The organism is Nocardiopsis sp. MG754419, from assembly GCF_018207095.1.
Lineage (GTDB): Bacteria > Actinomycetota > Actinomycetes > Streptosporangiales > Streptosporangiaceae > Nocardiopsis.
Genome location: NZ_QOCZ01000036.1, coordinates 1 through 25,534, shown reverse-complemented (window position 1 = coordinate 25,534; position 25,534 = coordinate 1). Strand labels below are relative to the sequence as shown.

Sequence of the window (25,534 nt, the reverse complement as noted above, 5' to 3'; positions counted from 1 at the left end):
ACCCGACTCTTCCGCATATAGGCCCCACAGGGATAACCGCCCCGGGGAGCACTGTCGCACCGCCCGTCCTCACCGACCGTTGCCGGCTCGGACGAACATCTCCGCACGGCCGACCGCAGCCGTCCGTGCCAGAGACTTTCCCCGACGATAGGGCGTTCATCCACCATCCAACTACCAATTGCCGCGTCAGATTTCCCTGTACGCCGAAGGCGAACGGCCCGGACACTCCCATCCTCACGAGAGTGCCCGGGCCGCACGTGCGTAAGCCCGATTATCGGCTCTTAGCGAACAAGCCGAAGGTGTGTTGTTGTTCGGGGCGAAAATGGTCCGCCTCTGTCGAGGCGGCCGCCCCGACCCCACCGGGCCGCCGCGGGTCGGGCGGTGACCCACGACGCGGCCTGGGGGCGTCGCGCGGCCGAGAGCGTGGCCGACTCTGGGCCGGAGCGCGTCGGGGCCGGGCCAAACAGGAGCGGGGACCGCGTGCCCGTCTTACGCGGGGTGTCCTCCAACGAACGGTCTCCGCACCGGCTTGGCGCTCCCCGAGCCGGCGCTCCGACCCGGCGGTGCCGGTCGCCCTCGCCTCCCTCGTTATCCCCTGCATCCGCTAGGTCACGGACCGTCCGACGGAAGACGGTGTCCGGCGGGTGATCGGGTGCGACGTCGGCGGGGCTCAGGTCGAAATTCGATCAAGACCTGACAACATTTCGGCGGGCCGGGCGGCGGCAAACCTAACCCTTGATCGCCTCATATTCGGCGACGATGGCGGCGGGGATGCGGCCACGCTCATTGACCGGCTTCCCGGCGGCCTTCGCCCAGGCACGAATCTCGGCGCTGCGCTCACGGCTGGGGGCATTCCTGCTTCCACGCCGTGCGGTCGCGCGGCCCTGCTTCGACGGAGCCTTGCGGGAGGCCTCGACGAACGGACTAAGCGCGTCGCGGAGCTTGCCGGCATTATCCGCGCTGAGGTCGATTTCGTACGTCGATCCATCGAGACCGAACGTCACCGTCTCCTCGGCCTCGCCGCCGTCGAGGTCGTCGACCAGGAAAACCTGGACCTTCTGTGCCATGGAATCAAACCTTTCAGAAGAGAGGTGTCTGTAGCACCTGAATATAAAGCTATCTCGCGGGAACCCGGAAGACAATTCCCGGCGTGGTGGAAATCCTCAAGATCCACCGAGTCGGGATTCGGGGTCACCGAAGACGCGTGGGACGGCGAGTTGACCCACGCACTCGCGTCCCCCGGCAGCAGCGGCACTCGACGGCCGGTTCGGACCGGCAGCGTATCTAACGCCCGTCGGTTTCGGTGCCTTCCCCGTCCTGGGCAATCGGCGTCTCGTTCGTCGCCACGGTCTCCTCGACCTTGGCCGCGCCCTTGTCACCCGCGCCGTCGTCACCGGCGGTGTCTTCGCTGACCAGGCTTCCGTCCATCCGCCTCGGGGCCATCTCCTTACGGAGCAGCTTGATGACGAACGCACAGAAGACGGCCGCGACGACCACCGGGGGGATGAGCGCGGACAATACGTCGATCAGTCCAGGAGGAAGCACCGATGACAAAAAGTCACCCATCGAAGCGGCCTACCCTTCCTGGTTGTTACTTATTGCAGCAAATACCCGACTCAGTGTCGAGTCGCTCCTGGGGGGATGGCGCGCCGGTTCGGCCGGGCAAACGCATACCAGACATCATAGACATCGTTTGCCCCCGGTTTGACACCGGACGTGCCGGAGAGGTCTCGGCAAAGTCCGACGGCGACCAATGTCCGATCGGATGTTCCCTACCCGCACCGGATCATGAACGGAAGGTGAGGGACCGCCACTCGGAGGAACCGGAAAACGTGGGCGCACACGTCGTCTGATCGGTACTCGACGAACCGGTCGACCCCGTGGACGCAGGTCCACATTACCCGCCCTCTTCCACTCCGATACCACCCGGTGCACTTAAGGGCCCGATGTCGGCACCACATCGACCCGGATGCCTTGGGACGTATGGGAAGCGGACGCCTATCCGCGACCTGAAACCTTTAGCCCGAGGTATCGGCGGTCTCCACGTCGAGGTGCACAAGCATCCTCGTGTTCCCGAGAGTGTTGGGTTTGACCCGCTCCAGGTCGAGGAATTCCGCCACACCCTCGTCATAGGAACGCAGGAGTTCCTCGTACACACGGAAGGAGACGGGAGTGCCCTGGATCGGGGCAAAGCCGTGTTTGGCGAAGAAACCGGTCTCGAATGTCAGGCAGAACACACGCTGCACGCCCAACTCGCGCGCCGCGTCGATCAATGCGGTCACGAGACGGTGACCGACCCCGAAACCGCGCAGGGACGGGTCGACGGCGACGGTGCGTACCTCGGCCAGGTCCTCCCAGAGGACGTGCAGGGCGCCACAGCCGACGACGGAGAGCTCCGGCTCGACCGGGCCCTTCGCGGGCGTGTCGGGGGTCGTCTCCGCCTCGGCCACCCAGAACTCCTGAATGTCCTCGTAGAGATTGACCGTGCTCTTGGAGAGCACACGGCGGTCGACGGAGTAGGTGTCGACGAGGCGGCGGATGTGGGCGACGTCGGGCGTACGCGCCCGACGCACCCGGACATGACGAACGGGCATAGCCGGACCAGACTACGCCTTTGCGACCTCCCACCGGAACGCTCTTCCACCGGTGGGGCACGCGGCGCGCGGGGCCGGTATGCCCGTATGTGTCACCCGGAACCCCGGGTGGGGGCGGCTCAGATCAGCTGCCGCCTGGCGGCCCACACGACCGCCTCGATGGGTGTGTTGACCCCGAGTACGTCGCAGATGTTGCGAATGCGACGGCGCAGGGTCCGGGCGCTGAGCTCCAGGTGCCGGGCCGCCACCTCGGTGGTGACACCGGTGGCGATCTCGGCGAGCAGTTCCAGTTCCTCGTGACCCAGCTCGACCGGGGTGTACAGACCCGGCGGCGCGGGGTCCCGCCGACTCTGCAGGGGTACCACGCTGTCACGTGGGTCGCGTGTGAGGCTCTGGTCCTCAACGGTACGTCGTACGAGTGTGGCCTGTTCCACTCCGTCCTCCCTCATTCATATGAGTGCGGAACATCGACTCGTCGACCGAAGCGCGCATCCGGCCGGCTGCCGGTGCGGGTGAGTCCCGGCCACCCCGACCCATCCCCGACGAACCCCTCTGGCACAGGGGTTGGGGGCGGTGGGGAGCACGAGACACACGCGGGGGCCAGGGCACTGAGGTCTGGGACGGACAGACCACACCATGGCTGCGTGTGCGGTGGACGCGGGCCGATTCTCGACCCGACATCCTGCTCACCGTTCTTCTCGATCCACTTCGGCGAACTCGCGGACCAAAGCCCGCTCTCAGCACGCTAGGCGGCCACGATGTTACCGTCAAGGCCCCATAAATGACCATGAGTGATCATCTCCGGACGATCAGCCACATGATCACGGAACGGGAAATACCCATCATGTTCTGACCTGCGTAAACATTCGACGCCCGAGAGTGCCCGACCACAGAACGAAGTTCTACGGAAAAAGTCCACTCTGGCGTCGAAGTCATCCGGAGATGGCCAAAGGTATGTTCCTTATGACCGGAAAGTGAGCCAAATCTCGCAATGGCCACCCTCGGGGCGTCGGTGCGGATGTGACGCACGAGGGCCGCCGCGTCGATGACGCGGCGACCCTGTGGTGACTCTCGGTCATCCCCTCCCGGGAACACCGTGAGGTCCCGCCGGCGCCGACCGGGATCGACGACCGCGGCGTTACTCTCCGGAGGGCTTCACGATCGGGAAGAGCACGGTCTCCCGAATGTTCTTTCCGGTGAAGGCCATGAGCAGACGGTCGATCCCCAGACCCACACCACCGGTCGGCGGCATGCCGTACTCCAGTGCCCGCAGGAAGTCCTCGTCGAGCTGCATCGCCTCGGGGTCTCCCTCGGCCGCCATCAGCGACTGCTCGGTGAGACGTCGGCGCTGCTCGACCGGGTCGACCAGCTCCGAGTACCCCGTGCCCAGCTCCATGCCGAAGCCGATGAGGTCCCACTTCTCGGTGAGCAGCGGGTCCTCACGGTGCTGCCGGGTGAGCGGGCTGGTCTCGACCGGGAAGTCGCACACGAAGGTGGGGCGCACCAGCGTGTGCTCCACCAGCTCCTCGAAGACGTGCTCGACGAGCTTGCCCTGGCCCCAGGCGTGGTCGAACTCCACACCCTTGGCCTCGGCGAGCCGACGGACCTCGTCGATCGGCGTGCGCGGGGTGACCTCGGCCTCCAGGGCCTCGGAGACCACGCCGTAGAGGGTGACGCGGGGCCACTCCCCACCCAGGTCGAAGGTCTGGCCGTCGCGCTCGATCGTGGTGGAGCCGTACACCGCGCGGGCCGCCTCCTGGACCAGCTCGCGGGTCACGTCGGCCATCACGTCGTAGTCCGCGTAGGCCTGGTAGAACTCCAGCATCGTGAACTCGGGGTTGTGCGTGGAGTCCGCGCCCTCGTTCCGGAAGTTCCGGTTGACCTCGAAGACCTTCTCCAGCCCGCCGACGACCAGCCGCTTGAGCGACAGTTCGGGGGCGATGCGCAGGTACAGGTCCATGTCGTAGGCGTTGATGTGGGTGGTGAACGGCCGCGCCGTGGCGCCACCGTGCACCCGCATCAGCATCGGCGTCTCGACCTCGATGAAGTCGCGGGAGCTCAGGCCCTCCCGGATCGCCCGGATGGCGGCCGAACGGCGGCGCACCATCTGCTGCGACTCGGGGTTGACGATGAGGTCCACGTAGCGCTGACGCACGCGGGCCTCGGGGTCGGTCAGGCCCTTGTGCTTCTCCGGGAGCGGACGCAGGCACTTGGCCGTCAGCGTCCAGGAGCTCACCAGGATGGACAGCTCACCACGGCGGGAGGTGATCACCTCGCCCTCCACACCCACGTGGTCACCGAGGTCGACGTCGGCCTTCCAGGTGTCCAGGCTCTCCTTGCCGACCTGGTCCAGGGACAGCATGATCTGCACGTCCCCGGTCTCGTCGCGCAAGGTGGCGAAGCACAGCTTGCCGCCGGTGCGGTAGAGCATGACCCGGCCGGCGATGGCGACCGTGGCCCCGGTGTGGGTGTCGGGCTCCAGGCCCTGGTGTTTGTCGCGCACAGGGCCGATCGACGTGGTCCGCGGGTAGTTCACGGGGAAGGGGTCGATGCCCTCCTCCCGGAGTCGGTCCAGCTTCTGCCGCCGGACCCGCATCTGTTCGGGCAGGTCGTCGTAGGTGTCGTCGTGCGCGTCATTCACGGCCACGATCCTACCGGCGTCGGCGCCCCCACCCGACCGGATCCGATCCCGCGGACCGGGACGGCGCGGGCCGGGCACCGTGTGCCCCGCCCGCCCTCGACGGAGCGGGATCAGCCGACGTTGCGTTCGAAGACCAGTCTCAGGCCGGTGAGGGTGAGCCAGGGTTCGTGGACGTCGACGGTCTCGCACTCGTCGACCACGGTGCCGGCCAGGCCTCCGGTGGCGACCACCGTGACCTCGTCGGGGTCGTCGGTGAGTTCGGCGACCATTCGGTCGACGATCCCGTCGACCTGACCGGCGAACCCGAAGACGATCCCCGACCTCAGGGCCTCGGTGGTGTTCTTCGCGATCGCCGCGCGCGGCTTGACGATCTCGACCATGTGGAGTTGGGCGCCTCTGCGGGACAGCGCGTCCACCGAGATGTCGATGCCGGGGGCGATGGCGCCGCCCACGTACTCGCCCTTGGAGCTCACCGCGTCGAAGGTGGTCGCGGTCCCGAAGTCCACCACCACGCTCGGACCGCCGTAGAGGTGTCCGGCGGCCAGCGCGTTGATGATCCGGTCGCTGCCCACCTCCTTGGGGTTGTCCATCCGGATCGGCACGCCCGTCTTCACACCGGGTTCGACGATCACGGCGGGCAGGTCGCCGAAGTGGCGCCGGAACATGTCGCGCATCTCGTGCTGGACGGAGGGGACCGAGCAGCACATGGAGATGCCCTCGACCTGGCCGGGACCGTTCAGCGAGCTCCCGTCGATGAGTCCGCGCAGCACGACCGCCCACTCGTCCGCGGTACGCCGGATGTCGGTCCCCACTCTCCAGTGTTCGAGAAGGTCGTCGGAGTCGAAGAGTCCGAGCACCGTCTCGGAGTTGCCGACGTCGATCGCGAGCAGCATTCTGAGGGCCTCATCCTTGGTCGAAGTGGTGGGTACCCATGGAATCTTCCACCACGCGGGCGGCTCAGAACAGGTCGAGTGCGATATCCAGTGCGGGACTGGAGTGGGTGAGGGCGCCCACCGCCAGGTAGTCGACCCCCGTGGCGGCCACGTCGGCGGCCACCGCCAGGGTCAGCCCCCCACTGGACTCCAGACGGGCACGGCCGTCGACGAGCGCGACCGCCTCCCGCAGCCGCGGCACGGAGAAGTTGTCGAGCAACAGCTCCTCCGCGCCCGCTGCCAGGGCGTCCTCGATCTGGTCGATCCGGTCCACCTCGACCTCCAGGGGCAGATCGGGGAAGCGCGCACGGATGGCGCGGACCGCCTCGCCCACCCCGCCGGCGGCGACGACGTGGTTGTCCTTGATCAGACCGGCGTCACCGAGGCAGTAGCGGTGGTTGACGCCGCCCCCGCATCGCACCGCGTACTTGTCCAGCGCGCGCAGCCCGGGGGTGGTCTTTCGGCTGTCCCGAATGTGCGCTCCGGTTCCGGCCACGGCGTCCACCCACGTGCGGGTGGCGGTGGCGATCCCGGACATGTGGGTGAGGAGGTTGAGCGCGGTGCGCTCGGCGGTGAGCAGGTCGCGGGTGCGGGCGGTGACCTTCATGAGGACGTCGCCGCGCTTGACCGCGTCGCCGTCCCGTGCCGGCCGGTCGACCTCCAGCGCCCCCTCCGTCACCATCCAGAACACGAGTTCGGCCAGGGGAAGGCCACTGACCGTCCCGTCGGCTCGCGCCACCACGTGCGCGGTGCGGACCTGGTCGGCGGGGATGGTGGCCACGGTGGTGACGTCGATGCGCGGACCCGCGGTCAGGTCCTCGGCCAGCGCACGCGTGACCGTGTCCACGTGCGACCGGTGCGGCGCGGTCCAGGGCAGCGTGAACTCGGCGCGCGCCTCGGGCGCCGGGTCCGGACCGGCGAGGGGGAAGGCGATGCCGTCGAGTTCGTCGCGGAGGGCGGGCGGGAGCGGGGGCTCGTGTACGGCGTCGGTGGTCACGATGGTGTTCCCTTCCAGTCGGACGATCACGGGCCGCAGACGCAGCTCGGGGTCGGGATCCGGGGTGTCGGCGCGCTGGTGCGAGCCGCGGCTCTCGGTCCGCCGGACGGCGGCGGCCGCCACGAGTCGGGCCACGGTGAGCAGGTTCGTGGTCTCCCAGGCGGCGGTGTCGGGGTCGGCCCCGCTGTCGGTCTCGGCCAAGGCGTCCAGCTCTTCGACGAGCGTCGCCAGTCCGTCGCCGGTCCGCAGCACACCCGCGTACCGGGACATCAGTGCGCGGACCCGCGCGGCGGCGGTCGGGGAGACGAGCGACGCCGGCGTACCGACCGTCACGGCGTCCGCCGACGCGGTGGCGGGCTCGGTCGCCAGGCGGGCGGCGATGCGGTCGGCGTAGACCAGCCCCTCCAACAGGGAGTTGGAGGCCAGCCGGTTGGCGCCGTGCACCCCGGTGCGGGCCACCTCGCCCACCGCCCACAGACCGGGCACGTCGGTCCGACCGTCGATGTCGACCTCCACCCCGCCCGACGCGTAGTGGGCGGCGGGGGCCACGGGGATGGTGCGGGTCAGCGGGTCGATGTCGTGCGCGCGGCAGGACGCCAGGATGGTGGGGAATCGGCGTTCCCAAGTGGCCTGGCCGAAGTGACGGGTCTCCAGGTGGACGTGGTCGGTGTCCTGCTCGGCCATGACCCGGGCGATGGTGCGGGCCACGACGTCGCGGGGGGCCAGGTCCCCCAGTTCGTGCACGCCCTCCATGATCCGGCGGCCCTCGGCGTCGACCAGGTGGGCGCCCTCACCGCGCAGCGCCTCGGAGATCAGGGGCTGGCGCCCGCGCGCGTCCGGACCGAGCCACAGGACGGTGGGGTGGAACTGGATGAACTCCAGGTCGCGCAGTCGCGCGCCCGCCCGCGCGGCCAGGGCGAGGCCGTCACCGGTGGAGACCGGCGGGTTGGTGGTGGCGGCGAACACCTGCCCCGTGCCGCCGGTGGCCAGGACGACGGCGGGGGCCCGGACCGCGCCCACCCCGTCGCGTTCGCCCTCCCCCATGACGTGCAGGGTGATCCCCCCGACCCGACCGGTGGCGGGGTCGCGGAGCACGTCCAGGGCCAGCGCGTGTTCGATGACCTCGACGCGTTCGGCGTCCCGGACCGCTTGGACCAGGGCCCGCTGGATCTCGGCGCCGGTGGCGTCGCCGCCCGCGTGGGCGACCCGGTCGGTGCGGTGCCCTCCCTCACGGGTGAGGGAGAGTTCACCGTCGTCGTCACGGTCGAACTCGGCGCCCAGTCCGATGAGCCAGCGCAGGGCGTCGGGGCCGTCGGTGGCCAGGACGTGGACGGCGTGGGGGTCGCACAGGCCGGCCCCGGCCATGTGCGTGTCGACCATGTGGGCGACCGGCCCGTCCTCGGGGGCCATGGCCGCGGCGATGCCGCCCTGGGCGTAGGCGGTGGAACCGGTGGACAGGCGGTCCTTGGTGACCAGCACGACCCGGCCCGTGTCGGTGCGCTGGACGTAGCGCAGGGCGGTGCTCAGGCCCGCGATACCCGAGCCGACGACCACCACGTCGGCGTGGGCGGTCCATCCGGGTTCGGGGGCCGCGATCCGGGTCTGTCCGTCAACACTCATCTGGGGTCTCTTTCGCGCACGCGCCGTGGTCTCGGGCTCCGGCTCGGCAGAGCGGGGAGGAGTTCCGGAAGACTCACTGCTCAAGGGTCACCGACACGTTGTCGATGAGTCGGGTGGTGCCCACGCGGGCGGCGACGGCCAGCACCGCCGCGCCGCGGTGGTCGGAGGGCGCCTCGGCGAAGGTGGCCGGGTCGACCAGGGCGAGGTAGTCGGGTTCGACGGGAGGGACGGCGGTGGCCGCGCGGTCGAGAACGGCGCGGGCGGCCGCCCGGACGGCGTCGGCCCCGTCCCCGGCGGCGTCGGCGCCGGCGCGCAGGGCACGGGAGAGCGCGAGGGCGCTGGCGCGCTGGTCCTCGTCGAGGTACACGTTGCGGCTGGAGGAGGCCAGACCGTCGGTGTCGCGGAGGGTGGGCGCGCCGATGATGTCGACCGGAAGGTTCAGGTCGGTCACCATGCGACGTACGAGCGCGATCTGCTGGGCGTCCTTCTCCCCGAAGACGGCGAGGTCCGGGCGGACCAGGAGGAAGAGCTTGGCGACCACGGTGAGGACCCCGGTGAAGTGCCCGGGTCGGGAGGCGCCCTCCAGGCGCTCCCCCATGGCGCCGGCGTCGACGGTGATCATCTGCTCGCCGGGGTACATGGTCGCGGCCTCGGGGGCGAAGACCACGTCCACCCCCTCCTCGGCGCACACCCGGACGTCGGCCGGGAGGTCGCGCGGGTAGCGGTCGAGGTCCTCGTGCGGCCCGAACTGGAGGGGGTTGACGAACACACTGACCACCACCGTGTCGGCCTTCGCGCGGGCGAGGCGCATGAGGGTGCGGTGACCGGCATGGAGGGCGCCCATGGTGGGGACCAGGCCCACGACACCCCGGCAGTCGAGGGCACGGCGCAGTTCCTCCGGGGTGCGCGCGACGAGGGGCCCGTCGGTGGCGGGTGCGGGGGCGTCGGTCATCGGTCTCTCCGTGGTGGTGTGGCGGGCACGGTGGCGCGCGCGGGCCGGAGCTCACCTACCGGGGCCCGGCGCCGCGGGGGCCTCAGCGGCGCAGGACGTCGAGCAGACGCGCGGCGTCCTCCGGCTTGAGCAGGCCGGCGTTGATGGCCCGGTCCGCCGTGAGCCGGGCGAGTTCGACGTAGCTGGCCACACTCTCGGGGGCGTTCTCCCGCAACTGCTCGATGTGCCCGGCGACGGTCCCGGCGTCGCCGCGCAGGACCGGACCACTGAGCCCGTGGATGCCCAGCCGCAGGGCGTTGTCCAGTGCGGCCGAGAGCATCGGCGCGAGCAGCCGACCGGGTTCGGGCACGCCGGCGGCGGTGAGCAGGGAGGCGCTGTCGGCCACGAGTGTGACCAGGTGGTTGGCGCCGCCGGCGAGGGCGGCGTGGTAGAGGGTGCGCTTGTCCTCGGCGATCCACACCGGCTCGGCGCCCATCTCGACGACGAGGGCCTCGGCGATGGGGCGGAGCTGGTCGGGGGCGGTGACCCCGAAGGCGCAGTTGGCGAGCCGTTCGATGTCCTCGTCGCGGCCGGTGAAGGTCATGGCCGGGTGCAGGGCCAGGGGCAGCGCGCCGGCGATGGTGGCGGGGGCGAGGATGCCGTAGCCCTGGGCGCCGCCGGTGTGGGCGAGGATCTTGCCGCGCAGGTCGACACCGGTGCCGGCGAGCCCTTCGACGAGGTCGGACAGGGCGTCGTCGGGGACGGTGAGCAGCACCAGGTCACTGGCCTCGACCACGTGGGAGGGTTCGAGGATGCGGGCACCGGGCAGCCGTTCCTCCACGCGTGTCACCGACGCCTCGGAGACGGCGCTGGCCGCCACGACCTTGTGCCCGGCTCTGGCCAGCGCGACTCCGAGGGCGGAGCCGACGCGCCCGGCCCCGATGACGCCCACGCGCAGCCGGGCGGGGCGCCCCTGTGTCGTCTCCATGTGCTCCGTGTCCCCTTCTGGTCCGGTGCGCCCTCACGACCGACGCACCGTGGTCTGAGCACACGATAGTCCTCCCCCGACGGTGCCCCGCCGCCCCGCCCCTGGTGAGGCCGTGGCGGGGAACACGACGTGGGGGCGGGCACCCTCGCCCACCCCCACGTTCCGCTGCGACCTCCCCCGGCGACCTTTCCGCGGTGTCGCTCGGCGACACCCGGGGGGCGTGCGGGAGCGACGGCGCACGGAAGGACCACCGCGCACGCCCGAGGCCACGACCGTCACCGAGAGTGAGAACGATCAACCATGCGTGACAGGTCACTCCACGTGTGCGCCGGAGACGGACCCCGAAGGCCCGCCGGCGCGGCGCGCGCGGCACCACCTCACACCGCGATCGACGCCGGTGCCGATCGCGGCCCACCGACCGGCCGGGCACGCACCCCGCGCACGAAAAAGCGCCATCCCGTCGTCACGGGATGGCGCTACGCGAGCCGAGGCTCGCTGACCCTGGGGCGATTCAGCCAGGACGTCGCCGGCTGAACCTGCTCGCCCGGTCGGGTCGAGTCGACGCGGTGACTACCAGTTCTTCACGGAGGCGCCGGAGTCGGTGCAGTTCGCGCCCGAGACACCCAGGATCGCGATGGAGTTGCCGCAGACGTTGATCGGAGCGTCGACGTCCACAACGGCCTGGTTGCCGCTCAGGATGCCGCCGTTACCGGAGGTGAACACGTTGCTGTTGGCCATGGCCGGGGACCCGGCGAAGAGGACGCCGGCGGCGGCAGCGGTGATGGCGGTGGCGGCGAAGGCCTTCTTCAGCATGAATTTCTCCCGTCAGGACCGTTTGGCGGGGGGCGCCAAACGGTCGAAACCATTGACGATGTGTATGACAGTGAACACTCCCCGTGTTCAGTCACCATTTAGCCACACTCAGCAGCCGCGTGTGACCAGAATTGCGAAGCGCCGATCGCCCGTGACCAGGAAAAACCACCCATAGTGAGCAGACATGTCGGACATGCAACCCTCAACCGGTAGCACTTGCGACCCTCCTTGTGACACACGCCACACTTACGCCTCGGGGGTGTCACCAGGGGAAACCTCCGGTTCCTCGCCCGGATGTTCTCTCTGGGAGGGTCGCGCGTGCAGGGTCGCCCGGGTCGCCCACCGTTCCGTGCCGGCGGAGGGCACCCGTGCACGCCTTCCGTGCTCGATGAGCGCGTCCAGGAACCGCCGGGCCTCCCCCGCGTCCCGGTCGGTGGCCCGCGCCGACACCGGCCCCGGAGGCGTGTCCACGTCGACGGTGGCCCGCCCGCGCAGCCGGGCGATCGGGCCGGACGACAGGCGCAGCGTCTGCATCCGCTCCACCGGGACGATCTCGGTCACCCGGCAGAACACGCCGCGCACACTCACGAACAGCCGTTCGTCCACGCCGGCCGCGCTCGCCCACATGTCCCGGTTGGTCACCAGCGGCACCACGGCCGCCTCGCTGTCCGGGAACACCTCGTTCACCAGGGTGAACGCCGTGGTCCGGGGCGCGACCGGCAGCAGGTCCGCGGAATCGCCCTGGCGCGCGCCCGCGTAGCCGGCCACCGTGGCCTCGACCCGGGCCACCCCGAGGGCACGCCACAACAACGGCTCCACGATCCGTACCGCCTGGACCCTGCCGGGCGGCACGGTCTGCATGCGGCGCTGGAACATCCCGTAGCGCAGGCGCAACCCGTCCCCGGACAGCGACGCGTAGAAGTCCGTGTAGCGGGTCAGCGGCCCCCAGTAGTAGCGCAGCAGCCCCAGCGCGAGCGGGATCACGGCGCCCAGCACGCCCGGCTCCAGGAACACCACGAACGCGGTGAGGAGCATGAGCAGCAGGATGAAGGAGACGAGGATCGGCACACGGAAGGTCAGCGCGCCCAGCAGCAACGGGAAGGGCAGCCGGTAGAACGGCCACTCCGGGGCCTCCGGCGCCCGCCCGGGGAGCCCCGCGGCGTGCGCGAGCACGGCCGCCCGCATACGTTCGGCCGTGTTCACGGGCAGACAGCGCAGCCGGATGGCGCTGCCGTCACCGCCCGCGAGCTCGACGCGCAGCTCCGCCATCCCGAAGACCTGCATCAACAACGGACGGACCACGTCCACCGCCTGGAGCCTGCTCAGCGGGATCTCCCGGGAACTCCGCAGGAGCAGTCCGGTGTGGACCACCAGATGGTCCTCCCTGAGCCCGAAGGTGCCGTACCACCAGGAGGGCAGCGCGTAGGCGAAGGAGCCGAACACCACGGCCATCGCCATGAAGAGCACCCAGGCGAACCCGAACATCACCAGGATCGGCCCGATCAACGCGATGAACACCAACGTCACCGCGATGACCTGCAACGGGATGATCATCCAGTGCGCACGGAAGATCCCGGAGACGATGTCGTCCCGGGGCGGTGGCGGCGGTCCCCAGCCGGGGTGCGGCGGCGCCGCGGTCGGCCCCTGGAACCGTGGATAGGGCCCGGGGGCCGAAGGGTACGGGTGCGGGGCCGGTCCCTGCCGCCACCCTCCCGGAGGCGGACCCTGGGGTGGACCTTGTGGTGGGCCCTGAGGCGGTCCGCCCCGGGGCCATCCCGGCGGAGGTCCCTGGGGCGGCCCCTGCGGTGGACCCGGGGGCGCCGTCGGCGGCCCCTGCGGAGGTCCCTGCGGTGACGACCCCGGCGGTGGCCCCGGGGCCGGTCCCTGCGGAGGCCGATGGGGGCCGCCGCCCGGCGGCGCCCATCCGGGTTCGTGCGAAGACGGTCCGTGCACTTACAACCCCGTGGAGAAACTCTCGCTGCGCGCCGCGAGCCGGTCGCGCAACTGGACGGCATCGGCCAACGGGAGCCCGACCACGCGTGTGTCCGCGGTGCTGGCCGCGGTGCGCACCCGCACCGTCGCGATCCCCAACGCCTGTTCGAGCAGGTCCGCGGTGACGTCCACGACCTGCATCCGGCCGTATGGCACCACCACGAGCTGTCGGACCAGCACCCCGTAGGTCAGGTACAACTCCGCCGAGGCCTCCGCGTACCCCCAGGAGCGCTGGAACAGCCCCGCCAGGAACCACAGGGCCGCGGCGACGACCAACGCCAGGGCGGCCCAGATCCCCGACCACAGGGGACTGCCCCACAGGAGCAGCAGGACACCACCGCCCACGCCGGCGGCCAGACAGCCCGCCGTGGTCAGCAGACGTCGGTACCAGGCCAGAGCGGTCGGGATGCGCCGCCAGGGCACACCCTCGGGCGCGGCGAAGGCCGCGACCTCCGGGCGGTCCGGGTTCGTCGATCCCGCTTCGGACTCGGGTGTCGGTTCACTGGTCTCCACGACCTCAGTCAACCATCAGCGGGCAAGCTCCGTCCGCTTCAGCACCCCGTCACCGTGCCTGTGGCGTGTCGTCGCCGTCGTCGTTCCCGTTGCCGTCGCCCTCCGGCACCCGGCAGGCGTGTTCCAGGTACAGCGCGGCGGCCAAGAGCAGCCCCGCGGACACGGCGGTGCCGAGCGCGATGAGGAAGGTCTCGCGGTGGGTGGGCAGTTCCAGCCGCTCGGTGATCGCCAGGGCGATCCCAGCGAAGAAGCCCAGGCCGACCGAGGCGAACAGGGCGCTCGCCTTGGCCAGGGCCAGCAGGCGGGCGGCGCTGAGCGGCTCCATGGGTTCGGTCCCCGGTGCCCGTCGGATGCGCCGCGCGGTGCGACCCGCGGTGAAGGCCTCCGCCGCCGCCAACAGCAGCAGGGTCGGGATCGCCGACCACGGGATCAACGGAAGACCGGACACCGAGTTGGCGACGAACAGGCCGACCACGGCGCCCGACGCCGCCAGGGCCGACGGGACACGCCATCCGGTCGGGGAGAGCGTGCCCCCGCCGTCACCCGACATCAGTGATCCGCCTCCCCCGAGAGCCGCAGGGCCAGGTCGTCCCGGCGGGACAGCCGCTGTTCACCGGAGGTGTCGGCCTCCTCCACCGCGGCGAGCAGGGTCGCGACCGAGGCCCGCCCGGGCACGACCGCGGCCGGATCGGCGTCCAGCCAGGGACGCAGCACGAACGCGCGCAGGTGGGCGCGCGGGTGCGGCAGCGTCAGGACGGGGTCGTCGTCGACGGTGTCGCCGAAGGTGATCACGTCCACGTCCAGGGTGCGCGGCCCCCACCGGACCTCACGAACCCGGGCGAAGGCCTGTTCGGTCGCCAGGGCCCGTTCGAGCAACTCCCGCGCGGTGCCGTCGAAGTCCACGACCAGCACGGCGTTGAGGTAGGCGCCCTGATCGGGGCCGCCCACCGGCGCGGTCTCGTACACCGGCGAGACCGCGACGGGGGTGGGCGCCCCCGGCCCGGACGACAGCGCCTCCACGGCCCCCCGCAGGGTGGCGTGGCGGTCGCCGAGGTTGGACCCCAGGGCCAGCACGGCGCGGGTCACCACGCACCCCGGTTCCCGCGCGTGACGGTGACCGCCACGTCCGCGAACTCGTGCTCGATGGGCGCCGACGGTTTGTGCACCGTCAGTTCGACCCCCTCCACGAGCCGTTCGGACATGCACGCGGCGGCCAACCGCGCGGCCAGGGTCTCGATCAGGTCGACCGGTTCGCCGGTGACGATCGCGACCAGCCGGTCGGCGAGCAGCCCGTAGTGCACGGTGTCGCCGACGTCGTCGCTGGCCGCGGCCGGCGCCGTGTCCAGGTACAGGACCGCGTCGACGACGAAGTCCTGACCCTCACGGCGCTCGAAGTCGAACACACCGTGGTGCCCCCTGGCCCGCAGACCGCGGAGCGCGATGCGGTCGAGCATCAGTCCTCGGCCTCCGCGTCGTCGTCCTCCTCCATGAGGACCGGTGAGGCGTGGTGCGACCACAGGCGCCACCCCTGGTCGGTGTCGACGAACAGGTTGGTGGTGACCACCTGGCCGCCGGCGACGAACCCCGGGCTGCCGTCCTCGGCGGTGAGGACGTTCTCCTCACACGTCACCATGGCGATGTCGCCGCCCACGCCGATGTGCGTCTCGGTGAGCACGTACTGGATGTAGGTCACGTTGGCCATGATGAGGGACCACGCACGCATGATCTCGGTGCGCCCGCGCAGCAGGGGCCAACCGGGGTTGACGCACACGAGGTCGGGGGCCTCGTGCTCCTCCGCCCACACGGTGCGCATCAGGTCGATGTCGCCGTTCTCGATGGCGCTGTAGAACTGGGCGTTGGCCTCGCCGACGCTCTCCATGACCTCCTGGCGCGAGTTCACAGGCCGCTCCGGTCCACGGGCTCGAAACGGCCCTCGTCGAGGTGGGTACCGCCGTCGGACCAGGCGGCCGCCACCCGCACGGCGTCGGCGTTGGCACGGACGTCGTGTACCCGCACCGCCCAGGCGCCCCGGTCCGCGGACAGGGTGGTCACCGCGGCGGTCGCCGCGTCACAGTCGACGAACGGTCGGTCCTCGCCCTTGGTGTCGCTCAACAGGCGGCTGAGAAAGCGTTTGCGGGAACCGGCGACCAACACGGGACGGCCCAACTCGTGGAACCGTTCCAGGTGGTGCAGCAGGTCCCAGTTGTGCGCCTGTTCGGGACGCTTGGAGAATCCCAGTCCCGGGTCCAGAACGATCTGGCCGGGGTCGACTCCTGCGCTGATCATGGCCTCCATACGGTCGCGGAGCTCATCGAGGACCTCCTGGACGACATCCGTGTACACGGCACGGCTCTGCATGTCATGACTATGCCCACGCCAGTGCATCAACACGTACGCGACACCGGAAGATGCGACGAGTTCCGCCATCTCGGGGTCGGCCAGACCACCGCTCACGTCGTTGACCAGCACGGCGCCGGCCTCGACCGATCGGGCGGCGACCTCCGCGCGCATGGTGTCGACACTGACCGCGATGCCACGTGCGGCGAGTTCCCGCACGACGGGCTCGACCCGGCGCAGTTCCTCGGCGGCGTCCACGCGTTGGGCGCCGGGCCGGGTGGACTCACCACCGACGTCGATGATGTCCGCGCCCTCCTCCGCCAGACGCAGACCATGGTCGATCGCGCGCGCGGGGTCGAACCAGGACCCGCCGTCGGAGAAGGAGTCGGGGGTGACGTTGACGACCCCCATGACCAGGCACCGCCCTCGGTCGGGCAGTCCCGGAAGTGTGTGTTTCGGCGCCATGATCTTCACCCTACGCGCACGAACGGGGGCCGGAGGCACATGGCCCCGACCCCCGGAAGGGTGGTGTCCGGGTCTTTCCCGGCGCCCGCTCGACCCCGGTCGGGCCGACGCCCACGGCGATGCCGTGACCGGCGCCGCCGCGGTGTCAGCGCTGGTCGAGAATGAGGCTCATCGCCTCGGCCCGGGTACGGTCGCTGCCCCGGAAGATGCCGCGCACGGCGGAGGTGACGGTCTTGGCGCCGGGCTTGCGCACCCCGCGCATCGTCATGCACAGGTGCTCGGCCTCGACCACGACGATCACGCCCCGCGGTTCCAGGTGCTCCATGATGGCGTCGGCGACCTCACCGGTCAGGCGCTCCTGCACCTGCGGCCTGCGGGCGTAGACGTCCACCAGCCGGGCGAGCTTGCTCAGTCCGGTGATGCGACCGTCCGCCGCCGGGATGTAGCCCACGTGCGCGACCCCGTAGAACGGCACGAGGTGGTGTTCGCAGGTCGAGTACAGCTCGATGTCCTTGACCAGGACCATCTCCTCGTGCCCGGCCTCGAAGACCGTGGTGAGCACGTCGCCCGGCTTCTGGCCGAGCCCGGAGAACTGTTCCTCGTAGGCGCGCGCGACCCGGTCGGGCGTCTTGAGCAGACCGTCGCGGTCGGGGTCCTCCCCGATCGCGATGAGGATCTCGCGGACGGCGCGGGCGATGCGCTCGCGGTCCACCGGTCTGGCGGGAAGGTCGCTCACGCCTGGTCCCCCTCGTCGCCCTCGCCACCGGAGACCCGGCCGTTGTACTCGGACCCGTGCACGTCGGTGCCGTTGAGCACGGCGCGTTCCTTCTTGGAACGGACCGGCGGGCGGTTGGAGGGCTGGCGCTTGCCGTAGCCGGTGTAGGAACCGCGCGAGGGACGCTTGCCGACCGGGGCGAAGACCTCCAGGACCTCGCTCTTGGAGAGCGTCTCCCGCTCCAGCAGCTGTACGACCAGGTCGTCGAGGACGTCCCGGTACTCCACGAGGACCTCGTAGGCCTCGTCGTGCGCGGACTCGATGAGGCGGCGCACCTCCTCGTCGATGACGGAGGCGATCTCCTCGGAGTACTCGCGGGCGTGCGACATCTCGCGGCCCAGGAACGGCTCGCTGCTGGCGGACCCGAACTTGCGGGCGCCCAGGCGCTCGCTCATGCCGTACTCGGTGACCATGTTCCGGGCCAGGTTCGTGGCCTTGTCGATGTCGTTGCCGGCGCCGGTGGTGGGCTCGTGGAACACGAGCTCCTCGGCGGCGCGACCACCGAGCATCATGGCAAGCTGGTCCATCATCTGCGAACGCGAGGTGAGGAACTTGTCCTCGGTCGGCACCGACATGGTGTACCCGAGGGCCCGACCGCGCGGCAGGATCGTGATCTTGTGCACCGGGTCGGCGTTGGGCAGCGCGTGACCCACCAGGGCGTGGCCGCCCTCGTGGTAGGCGATGACCTTCTTCTCGCGGTCCGACATCACCCGGGACTTGCGCTCGGGGCCGGCCATCACACGTTCGATGGCCTCCTCCAGGACGGCGTGGGTGATGACCTTGCTGTCCGCGCGCGCGGACAGCAGGGCGCCCTCGTTGATGACGTTGGCCAGGTCGGCACCGGTCATCCCGGCGGTCTGACGGGCGATCACCGTGAAGTCGACGTCGTCGGCCATCGGCTTGCCCTTGGAGTGGACCTCGAGGATCTCGCGGCGTCCGTCCAGGTCGGGGCGGTCCACGACGACCTGCCGGTCGAAGCGGCCGGGCCGCAGCAGCGCCGGGTCCAGGATGTCGGGACGGTTGGTGGCGGCGATGAGGATCACGCCGCCCTTGACGTCGAAGCCGTCCATCTCGACCAGCATCTGGTTGAGGGTCTGCTCGCGTTCGTCGTGACCGCCGCCCATGCCGGCGCCGCGGTGGCGTCCGACGGCGTCGATCTCGTCGATGAAGATGATCGCGGGCGCGTTCGCCTTCGCCTGCTCGAACAGGTCCCGGACACGGGAGGCACCGACACCGACGAACATCTCGACGAAGTCCGAACCCGAGATGGAGTAGAACGGCACCCCGGCCTCACCGGCGACGGCGCGGGCCAACAGGGTCTTACCGGTACCGGGCGGCCCCATGAGCAGCACGCCCTTGGGGATCTTGGCACCCATCGACTGGAACTTCTCCGGGCTCTGGAGGAACTCCTTGATCTCGTGGAGTTCCTCGATGGCCTCGTCGGCCCCGGCCACGTCGGCGAAGGTGTTCTTGGGCGTGTCCTTGGTGATGAGCTTGGCCTTGGACTTGCCGAAGTTCATCACGCGGGAGCCGCCGCCCTGCATCTGGCTGAAGATGAACCAGAAGATGACGATGATGATGATCAGCGGCAGGAGGCTGAACAGCGCGGTGGTCCAGATCGGGGTGGTGGCGACGGAGACCTTGTAGTCCCGCAGCTCCCCGTCCGGGTTCTCGCTGGACTCCTGGAGCATGTCGGCCAGCTGTAGGCCCTGGCCCTCGACCCAGTAGGCCTCGCGGATGTCCCCGTCGACCGTCGTCAGCTCGATGCGCTGGTCTCGGTCGATGATCTCGGCATCCCTGACCTGGTCCTGCTCGATGAGCCGGTAGATCTCCGAGGTGTCGGCCTCTTCCGGCTGCGGCCCTCCGCCGACGTCGAACACGCGGAAACCGATGATGAGCATGAGGGCGACGACCAGGATCCATATCCACGGGCCGCGGAAAAAACGCTTCAGATTCATGTGAGCGGAACCCTGTCGGGTCCGTCCCTCCTGACCAGGCCGCCCGCCCCAGAGGACTGTCCGGAGCAGGACCTATCGGACACGTGCTCCCCGCGCTGACGCCGGGATATTCGACGGTACACCTCGCCGCGCCGGGCGGGCACACCGCTGAGGCCGGACGCGAGCCGTCATGAACGCAACGACGACGACCCGTTCCGTTGTTCCCGTGACCCCGCCCGCGTGAGCCCTGACACGGCGGCGCGGGCGGGGGTCGGGGCTACTTCTCGTAGACGTGCGGGGCGAGCGTGCCGATGAACGGCAGGTTCCGGTAACGCTCCGCGTAATCCAGCCCGTAACCGATGATGAACTCGTTGGGCAGGTCGAAACCGATGTACTTGACGTCGAGGTCGACGTCGAAGGCCAGCGGCTTGCGGACCATGGTGCAGATCTCGACCGACTTCGGACCGCGCGAGCGCAGGTTGCCCACCAGCCAGGAGAGGGTCAGGCCGGAGTCGATGACGTCCTCGACGATGAGGACGTCGCGGTCCTTGATGTCGGTCTCCAGGTCCTTGAGGATGCGCACCACACCCGAGGAGGTGGTCCCGGCACCGTAGGAGGAGACGGCCATCCAGTCCATGGAGACCGGGGTGTGCAGCGCCCGGGCCAGGTCGGCCATGACCATGACCGCGCCCTTGAGCACACCGACGATCAGCAGGTCGCGACCCGCGTAGTCCGCGTCGATCCGCTCACCCAGCTCGGCCAGACGCGCCTTGATCTCTTCTTCGGTGACGAGAACCTTCTCCAGGTCATCGCCCATGTCCTTAGCGTCCACGCTCACTGTCCTCGCTGCTGGATTCCCCGTTTGCGGCAACCAGGATAAACGTGCCGAACGCGGCGACGGTGCCGGACGCCACGACCTGCGGGAACGCGGAGCCCGAGCGGTCACCGAACGAAGTGGACACGTCCCGCCGAGCGACGGCCGCGAACCCCACCGGGCAGGTCGATGTGGGCCTGGCCGTGCCAGTCGGTGACCAGACGTTCGAGTTCGCGCACGTGGCGGGCTGTGAGGTCGGTCGCCGGACAGCCGGAGTCGAGGGCGGCGCGGCGCAGGACACGGGTGCGCAACGCGGCGTCGGCCTCCTCCAGTGGTTCCACGGCCAACCCGTCGCCCGCCCCGGCCGCCCGCGCGCGGTCGTGGAGGTCCTCGGCCAGCGCGTCCAGGGTGTCGGCGTCGGCGCGGAGCAGGGTCGCGGTCCGCGCCAGGGCGGTCGCGATGCCCGGGCCCAGCGCCTTCTCCAACGCCGGCAGCGCTTCGTGGCGCACCCGGGAGCGGGCGAACCGCGGGTCGTGGTTGTGCGGGTCCTCCCAGGGGTGCAACCCCATGAGGCGGCAGGCCTTGCGGACCGTGGCCCGGTCCAACTCCAACAGGGGACGCCGGTAGTCGCCGAAGACGGCGGGCATCCCCGCCAGGGAACGGGCTCCCGATCCCCGGGCCAACCCGAGCAGGACCGTCTCCGCCTGGTCGTCCATGGTGTGCCCGAGCAGCACCACCGCCGGGGCCCGTTCCCGCAGCGCGGTGTCCAGGGCGTCGTAGCGGGCGCGCCGCGCGGCGGCCTCCGGGCCACCGTCCCCGGTCACCCGTACGGTGGCCACGTCCACGGGGTCGAGGCCGAGACCGCGCAGGACCTCGGCGGTCCCCTCGGCGCGTGCGGTCGACCCCTCCTGGAGTCCGTGGTCCACGGTGACCGCTCCGGCCGCACGGCCCATGCGGGGCGCCTCGAAGGCGAGCGCCCCGGCCAGGGCCAGCGAGTCGGCGCCGCCGCTGCACCCCACCAGCACCGTGGTGCCGTCGGGCAGGGCGGACAGCACCCGCCGGACCGCCGAGCGCACGGCGGCCACGGCGGCGGGCGGCCCGCTCACTCGGAGATGGCGGCGGGGCGCACGACCCGTTCGATCCACGCCGAGGGCCGGCGGATCTCCTCGATGCTGGGCAGGGTCTCGGGCGAGGTCCACACCTTGTTGAACTCGGCCATACCCACCTGGGCGACCACCTGCCGGACGAAGGCGGCGCCCTCCTCGTACTGCTTCATCTTCATGTCCATGCCCAAGAGCTGGCGCATGATCCGGTCGAGCGGGTTGGCGGTCTCGCGCCGCTTCTGGAACCGGGACCGGATGGTCTCGACCGAGGGCACGACCTCGGGTCCGACCGCGTCCATCACGTAGTCCCCGTGGCCCTCGGCCAGGCTCATGACGGCGGTGACCCGGTCCATGAGCGCGATCTGCTCGGGGCTCTGGAACGCGGTGAGGAGGTTGCCCTCGCCCCCGCGCACGGCGTCGGCCACGGCCTCCCCGGCCTGTCGGAGCCGGTCGATGAGGTCGGTGGCGTCCATCTCCGTGGACAGCAGCAGTTCCTGCATGAGCTGCTGGACGTGGTCGCGCAGCCACGGCGTGGCCGTGAACTGCATCCGGTGCGTCTCCTCGTGCAGGCAGACCCACAGCCGGAAGTCGCGCGGGTCGACGTCCAGTTCGCGTTCGGTGTTGACGATGTTGGGCGCCACCAGGGTCAGTCGACCCGTCGGCGAGTGGCCGTTCGGGTCCGGTGGCAGGAAGAGTTCGTACTGGCCGAGGACCTTCCCGGCCAGGTACGACAGCACGGCGCCGAGCTGCATCCCGGTGATCCGCGAACCGACCGCGCCGGCCAGGTTCCCGGCCGGTCCGGCGGCAGCGCGTTCGGCGCCCATCTGTTGGAGTACGGGTTCGAGCACCACCCGAAACCCGTCGACGTTGGCTCGAATCCAGCCGGGCCGGTCCACGATGACCGCGGGGCCCGAGGATTCGAGGGGGTTCATTCCGGTGAATTCGCGCACGTGTCCGGCGGCCACGGTGGAGAGTTCGCGCAACTGCGCGACGGCCTGCCGCGCGTCGGACAGGTCCACCTGCGGTCCAGGGCGCACGAGGCGAACGCCGGTATTGACGGCTACGTCCCAGTCGATCACAGTCACAACGCCAGCCTACCCACGGGAGGCCCGGCGGCACGGGGATCAGGGATCGAATTCAGGGCAGACCCCGGGTTCACCCTGATCCGACCGGAAACACGCCGGTTCCGGGTGTGTCCCCCATCGGTCCACGACGACCGCCGGGTCCCGACACCGGCGTGTCGGGCCACGGGCCGGCTCCCGAGGGTTCCCGCACACGGACCGCAGGGGCGGCGCGAACCCCAGGAGAGGACGGCGCCCCCGAACGAACACCTCCGGGTTCTAGGAACAGCCGCAGCGGGCGAGAGCGGCGGCGAGGGTGTCCAGTTGCGGCCCGCTGGCGCCGTCCTTGTTGGCCATGAGGGCGAACACGAACACGTTGCCCTCCATGTCGTGGACGGTGCCGGCGAGGGTGCTGACGCCGTCGAGGGTGCCGGTCTTGCCGCGGACCATGCCGGCGGCGTGGTGCGAGGAGGAGAACTCGGAGTACCGGCCGGAGAGGGTTCCGGTGGAGTGCGCGGTGGGCAGACCGGTGACCGTGGCGTTCAGCTCGGGGTGGTCGGCCGCCGCCTTGACCAGCTGGACCAGTGCCCGCGGGGTGATGCGGTTCTCGGTGCTCAGGCCGCTGTTGTCCGACAGGTCGACGCCCTCGATGCCGAGGTCGTCCATGACGCGGTGGGTGGCGGCCGCGGCCCCGGCGAAGTCGGGCTCCTCCCCCGTTTCCAGGGCGGCGACGCGGCCGAGCGCCTCGGCCATGTTGTTGTCGCTGGCCAACATCATGAACTCGACCAGGGCGCTGATCGGCGCGGAGTCCACGGAGGCGACCGGCTCACCGACGGACGCCGCCTCGTCCGGCTCGCCCTCGACGGTGAGTCCGGCCCGTTCCAGCTGGTCGGCGAAGGCCTCGGCGGCGGCCCGGGGCGGGTTCGGCACCCGGGTGGCCACGTCCGGGTCCGCCCTTCCCTGATCGACGAGGAGCGCGTGGATCGTGGCCGTGCTGCCCTCGGTCACGTAGGTGGGCTTCCACCCCGGGCCGGTGTCGGATCCGGTGAACAGGGAATCGTCATAACCGACAGTGACGCTGTCGACGCCCTGCTCCGCGAGCGCGTCGGCGGTGTCCTCGGCGAGCTTCTCCAACGTCGCTACCTGCGGGTAAGCTGCGGAGTCGGCGGTCGCGGTCAGGGTCGCGTCGCCCCCACCACGCAGGACCACCCGGTTCTGCGCGGGGTCGAGGTAGGCCTCGGTCCGCAGCACGTGGTCGGGGCCGACGGTGTCCAGTACGGCGACCGCCGTGGCGATCTTCGTGGTCGACGCCGGGGTCACCGCGGTGTCGGCGTCCCGCTCGAAGAGCGTCTCTCCGGTCAGGCCGTCGACCACGAAACCGGAGAGGCCCTCCTCGAGTCCGGACGACGACATGGGATCATCGAGAATGTCCGCGATCCGTACCGGGTCCGCCGGAGTCGGGGCCGCGGATTCCACCGCCGCCACGCCGTCGGCGTGCGTGACGGGGTTGGGCACCGCCGGAAGCGGTCGTGCCTCGATCACGTCCAGGGCGACGAACCCGGTGATCAGCACGAATATGTTGAGCAGGGCCAGCGCGAGGAACGCCTCGCCTCGTACCCGTCGCACCCGGGGCACCTGCCCTTCCTTCGGTGTCGCGGCCTGACGTTGTTGTTATACGGCGACATTAGTCGCATTGGGAGCCGAGATCAGCATGGAATTCGACGTTACGATCGAGATCCCCAAGGGGGAGCGCAACAAGTACGAGGTGGACCACGAGACCGGTCGTATCCGTCTCGACCGCATGCTGTTCACCTCCACCACCTACCCCGCCGACTACGGCTTCGTCGAGGGCACTCTCGGTGAGGACGGCGACCCGTTGGACGCGCTGGTCCTGCTCAAGGCCCCGACGTTCCCCGGCTGTCTCATCCGTGCCCGCGCCATCGGCATGTTCCGGATGCGCGACGAGGCCGGCGGCGACGACAAGCTGCTGTGCGTCCCGGCGACGGACCCCCGCCAGGAGCACCTGCGTGACATTCACCACGTGAACGAGTTCGAGCGCCTGGAGATCGAGCACTTCTTCACGGTCTACAAGGACCTGGAGCCCGGCAAGTCCGTCGAGGGTGCCAGCTGGGTCGGTCGCCACGAGGCCGAGCAGGAGATCATCGCGTCGGTGAAGCGTGCCGAGGAGGCCGGTGTGCACGGCGACTCCTCGCACATCACCAACGAGGACAAGTGACCGACGCACGTCTCGGTACCTGACCGGGCCCGGTGAGAGTCACTCACCGGGCCTGTTCGCGTCCGGGCCCGAGCGGGCCGCTCAGGTACCGCCGAGCAGCAGGAGCAGGACCAGCGCTCCCCACAGCATCAGGGATCGCGCGGCGGGCGGAGAGAACACCACGCCGCGCAGGGTGTGCCGCGTCCCGGGCCGTAAGGGGAAGCCGTCCGGGCCGAAGCGATCGGCCCGCACCGCCACGTGGGTGCGGTATCCGTCCAGTTCGGGCCGGGTCATGCCGCTGAGCACCCGCACCCGGACCAGGCCGTCGGAGCCTCGCGGAGCGGGGCGACGCGCCCCGTCGCCACCGGCCGCGCGGGACCGGTGGCGACCGCACTCCGCCTCGGCCAACGCGTGCAGCCATGCGCCCAGTCGCTCGGCGTCCTCTAGGCGGGCGCTGTGCGCCCGGGCCACGATCAACGTGTCCCGCAACACGACGTGCGCGGTGTCGCGGTCGCGCAGGACCAGAACGCAGTGCCGGTACAGATCCTCCCCGTACACGTCGAGGAGACGGGCGTAGACGTCGGCCGGGCGGGTGCGGCCTGAGCGCAGGGTGTGCAGAAGGTCCTGGTCCGTCATAGACCTAGAATCTACGCCGCGCTTCGCGCGGCGCTCCCCGGTTCGCCGAAAGACGCGGCCGTCCCGCCCCGGGGCGATGCTCCGACCCGTGTGCCCGGCGAGACCCGACGCGGTGGCGACTCAGGCGCCGTCCCGGGGTTCTCGTGGCTCCGGTGGCCCCGGCGGCCCGT

General features: G+C 70.5%; 25 protein-coding genes. 1 reads left to right on the top strand and 24 read right to left on the bottom strand.

Annotated elements, in window-relative coordinates:
- Window positions 1-728 precede the first annotated feature (728 nt).
- The 23 genes from DSY14_RS09905 to dacB all read right to left on the bottom strand — a co-directional run bounded on the left by DSY14_RS09905 (window position 729) and on the right by dacB (window position 24,148).
- The gene (locus DSY14_RS09905) at window positions 729-1,067 is read right to left on the bottom strand and encodes an Lsr2 family protein (RefSeq protein WP_211716200.1); all 339 of its coding nucleotides are present in this window, start codon (window positions 1,065-1,067) and stop codon (window positions 729-731) included.
- A 217-nt stretch (window positions 1,068-1,284) separates the two neighbouring features.
- Window positions 1,285-1,566, bottom strand: coding sequence for a hypothetical protein (locus DSY14_RS09900; protein ID WP_211716199.1), 282 nt, complete (start codon window positions 1,564-1,566; stop codon window positions 1,285-1,287).
- 452 nt (window positions 1,567-2,018) lie between these two features.
- A complete protein-coding gene (locus DSY14_RS09895; protein WP_211716198.1) occupies window positions 2,019-2,594 on the bottom strand; it encodes an amino-acid N-acetyltransferase in 576 nt (191 codons plus the stop codon).
- Between the two features lie 119 nt (window positions 2,595-2,713).
- Window positions 2,714-3,028 (bottom strand): LuxR C-terminal-related transcriptional regulator, encoded by a 315-nt coding sequence (locus DSY14_RS09890; RefSeq protein WP_211716213.1) that lies wholly within the window; start codon window positions 3,026-3,028, stop codon window positions 2,714-2,716.
- A gap of 704 nt (window positions 3,029-3,732) precedes the next feature.
- Window positions 3,733-5,235: a bifunctional lysylphosphatidylglycerol synthetase/lysine--tRNA ligase LysX gene (gene lysX, locus DSY14_RS09885; RefSeq protein ID WP_211716197.1), complete on the bottom strand. Its 1,503-nt coding sequence runs from the start codon at window positions 5,233-5,235 to the stop codon at window positions 3,733-3,735.
- Window positions 5,236-5,345: 110 nt separating this feature from the next.
- Window positions 5,346-6,128 (bottom strand): type III pantothenate kinase, encoded by a 783-nt coding sequence (locus tag DSY14_RS09880; RefSeq protein ID WP_211716196.1) that lies wholly within the window; start codon window positions 6,126-6,128, stop codon window positions 5,346-5,348.
- A 64-nt stretch (window positions 6,129-6,192) separates the two neighbouring features.
- On the bottom strand, window positions 6,193-8,784 hold the full coding sequence (locus tag DSY14_RS09875; RefSeq protein WP_211716195.1) for an L-aspartate oxidase: 2,592 nt from the start codon (window positions 8,782-8,784) through the stop codon (window positions 6,193-6,195).
- A 73-nt stretch (window positions 8,785-8,857) separates the two neighbouring features.
- Window positions 8,858-9,736, bottom strand: a complete 879-nt coding sequence (gene panC, locus DSY14_RS09870) for a pantoate--beta-alanine ligase (RefSeq protein WP_211716194.1) — start codon at window positions 9,734-9,736, stop codon at window positions 8,858-8,860.
- A gap of 82 nt (window positions 9,737-9,818) precedes the next feature.
- Window positions 9,819-10,703 (bottom strand): Rossmann-like and DUF2520 domain-containing protein, encoded by an 885-nt coding sequence (locus DSY14_RS09865; RefSeq protein WP_211716193.1) that lies wholly within the window; start codon window positions 10,701-10,703, stop codon window positions 9,819-9,821.
- A 570-nt stretch (window positions 10,704-11,273) separates the two neighbouring features.
- Complete coding sequence (locus DSY14_RS09860; RefSeq protein ID WP_211716192.1) at window positions 11,274-11,516, bottom strand: chaplin family protein; 243 nt, start codon at window positions 11,514-11,516, stop codon at window positions 11,274-11,276.
- Window positions 11,517-11,762: 246 nt separating this feature from the next.
- Window positions 11,763-13,070 (bottom strand): PH domain-containing protein, encoded by a 1,308-nt coding sequence (locus DSY14_RS09855; protein ID WP_211716191.1) that lies wholly within the window; start codon window positions 13,068-13,070, stop codon window positions 11,763-11,765.
- Window positions 13,071-13,469: 399 nt separating this feature from the next.
- On the bottom strand, window positions 13,470-13,916 hold the full coding sequence (locus DSY14_RS09850; RefSeq protein ID WP_307851180.1) for a PH domain-containing protein: 447 nt from the start codon (window positions 13,914-13,916) through the stop codon (window positions 13,470-13,472).
- 154 nt (window positions 13,917-14,070) lie between these two features.
- Complete coding sequence (locus tag DSY14_RS09845; protein WP_211716189.1) at window positions 14,071-14,571, bottom strand: DUF3180 domain-containing protein; 501 nt, start codon at window positions 14,569-14,571, stop codon at window positions 14,071-14,073.
- Entirely contained in the window at window positions 14,571-15,107 is a 537-nt protein-coding gene (gene folK, locus DSY14_RS09840) for a 2-amino-4-hydroxy-6-hydroxymethyldihydropteridine diphosphokinase (protein WP_211716188.1), read from the bottom strand. The genes DSY14_RS09845 and folK overlap by 1 nt, the downstream gene beginning before the upstream one ends.
- On the bottom strand, window positions 15,104-15,475 hold the full coding sequence (gene folB, locus DSY14_RS09835; protein WP_211716187.1) for a dihydroneopterin aldolase: 372 nt from the start codon (window positions 15,473-15,475) through the stop codon (window positions 15,104-15,106). Before folB ends, folK begins: the two co-directional genes overlap by 4 nt.
- Window positions 15,475-15,921 (bottom strand): nuclear transport factor 2 family protein, encoded by a 447-nt coding sequence (locus tag DSY14_RS09830; RefSeq protein ID WP_211716186.1) that lies wholly within the window; start codon window positions 15,919-15,921, stop codon window positions 15,475-15,477. The genes folB and DSY14_RS09830 overlap by 1 nt, the downstream gene beginning before the upstream one ends.
- Window positions 15,918-16,823 (bottom strand): dihydropteroate synthase, encoded by a 906-nt coding sequence (gene folP, locus DSY14_RS09825; RefSeq protein ID WP_249187618.1) that lies wholly within the window; start codon window positions 16,821-16,823, stop codon window positions 15,918-15,920. Before folP ends, DSY14_RS09830 begins: the two co-directional genes overlap by 4 nt.
- 145 nt (window positions 16,824-16,968) lie before the next feature.
- A complete protein-coding gene (folE, locus tag DSY14_RS09820; protein ID WP_307851177.1) occupies window positions 16,969-17,559 on the bottom strand; it encodes a GTP cyclohydrolase I FolE in 591 nt (196 codons plus the stop codon).
- Window positions 17,556-19,556, bottom strand: coding sequence for an ATP-dependent zinc metalloprotease FtsH (gene ftsH, locus DSY14_RS09815; RefSeq protein WP_211716185.1), 2,001 nt, complete (start codon window positions 19,554-19,556; stop codon window positions 17,556-17,558). The genes folE and ftsH overlap by 4 nt, the downstream gene beginning before the upstream one ends.
- Window positions 19,557-19,812: 256 nt before the next feature.
- Window positions 19,813-20,367 (bottom strand): hypoxanthine phosphoribosyltransferase, encoded by a 555-nt coding sequence (gene hpt / locus DSY14_RS09810; protein ID WP_211716184.1) that lies wholly within the window; start codon window positions 20,365-20,367, stop codon window positions 19,813-19,815.
- Window positions 20,368-20,477: 110 nt separating this feature from the next.
- On the bottom strand, window positions 20,478-21,455 hold the full coding sequence (gene tilS / locus DSY14_RS09805; protein WP_211716183.1) for a tRNA lysidine(34) synthetase TilS: 978 nt from the start codon (window positions 21,453-21,455) through the stop codon (window positions 20,478-20,480).
- Window positions 21,452-22,531, bottom strand: coding sequence for a zinc-dependent metalloprotease (locus DSY14_RS09800; RefSeq protein ID WP_211716210.1), 1,080 nt, complete (start codon window positions 22,529-22,531; stop codon window positions 21,452-21,454). Before DSY14_RS09800 ends, tilS begins: the two co-directional genes overlap by 4 nt.
- 261 nt (window positions 22,532-22,792) lie before the next feature.
- On the bottom strand, window positions 22,793-24,148 hold the full coding sequence (dacB, locus tag DSY14_RS09795; protein WP_211716182.1) for a D-alanyl-D-alanine carboxypeptidase/D-alanyl-D-alanine-endopeptidase: 1,356 nt from the start codon (window positions 24,146-24,148) through the stop codon (window positions 22,793-22,795).
- Between the two features lie 76 nt (window positions 24,149-24,224).
- Here dacB and DSY14_RS09790 point away from each other — a divergent pair, with 76 nt between their 5' ends.
- Window positions 24,225-24,749 carry an inorganic diphosphatase gene (locus DSY14_RS09790; protein ID WP_211716181.1) on the top strand — a complete coding sequence of 175 codons (525 nt, stop codon included), beginning with the start codon at window positions 24,225-24,227 and terminating at the stop codon, window positions 24,747-24,749.
- 81 nt (window positions 24,750-24,830) lie between these two features.
- Here DSY14_RS09790 and DSY14_RS09785 read toward each other — a convergent pair whose 3' ends face one another.
- Entirely contained in the window at window positions 24,831-25,364 is a 534-nt protein-coding gene (locus DSY14_RS09785; protein ID WP_211716180.1) for a sigma-70 family RNA polymerase sigma factor, read from the bottom strand.
- Window positions 25,365-25,534 lie beyond the last annotated feature (170 nt).

Excerpts from the sequence above, each read along its gene's own strand:
- folP (WP_249187618.1), bottom strand. The coding sequence starts at position 16,823 with ATGGCGCCGAAACACACACTTCCGGGACTGCCCGACCGAGGGCGGTGC.
- folB (WP_211716187.1), bottom strand. The coding sequence starts at position 15,475 with ATGCTCGACCGCATCGCGCTCCGCGGTCTGCGGGCCAGGGGGCACCAC.
- DSY14_RS09875 (WP_211716195.1), bottom strand. The coding sequence starts at position 8,784 with ATGAGTGTTGACGGACAGACCCGGATCGCGGCCCCCGAACCCGGATGG.
- DSY14_RS09785 (WP_211716180.1), bottom strand. The coding sequence starts at position 25,364 with ATGACGGACCAGGACCTTCTGCACACCCTGCGCTCAGGCCGCACCCGC.
- DSY14_RS09905 (WP_211716200.1), bottom strand. The coding sequence starts at position 1,067 with ATGGCACAGAAGGTCCAGGTTTTCCTGGTCGACGACCTCGACGGCGGC.
- DSY14_RS09865 (WP_211716193.1), bottom strand. The coding sequence starts at position 10,703 with ATGGAGACGACACAGGGGCGCCCCGCCCGGCTGCGCGTGGGCGTCATC.
- DSY14_RS09855 (WP_211716191.1), bottom strand. The coding sequence starts at position 13,070 with ATGATCATCCCGTTGCAGGTCATCGCGGTGACGTTGGTGTTCATCGCG.
- DSY14_RS09880 (WP_211716196.1), bottom strand. The coding sequence starts at position 6,128 with ATGCTGCTCGCGATCGACGTCGGCAACTCCGAGACGGTGCTCGGACTC.
- DSY14_RS09860 (WP_211716192.1), bottom strand. The coding sequence starts at position 11,516 with ATGCTGAAGAAGGCCTTCGCCGCCACCGCCATCACCGCTGCCGCCGCC.
- panC (WP_211716194.1), bottom strand. The coding sequence starts at position 9,736 with ATGACCGACGCCCCCGCACCCGCCACCGACGGGCCCCTCGTCGCGCGC.
- DSY14_RS09845 (WP_211716189.1), bottom strand. The coding sequence starts at position 14,571 with ATGTCGGGTGACGGCGGGGGCACGCTCTCCCCGACCGGATGGCGTGTC.
- DSY14_RS09900 (WP_211716199.1), bottom strand. The coding sequence starts at position 1,566 with ATGGGTGACTTTTTGTCATCGGTGCTTCCTCCTGGACTGATCGACGTA.
- ftsH (WP_211716185.1), bottom strand. The coding sequence starts at position 19,556 with ATGAATCTGAAGCGTTTTTTCCGCGGCCCGTGGATATGGATCCTGGTC.
- DSY14_RS09895 (WP_211716198.1), bottom strand. The coding sequence starts at position 2,594 with ATGCCCGTTCGTCATGTCCGGGTGCGTCGGGCGCGTACGCCCGACGTC.
- DSY14_RS09790 (WP_211716181.1), top strand. The coding sequence starts at position 24,225 with ATGGAATTCGACGTTACGATCGAGATCCCCAAGGGGGAGCGCAACAAG.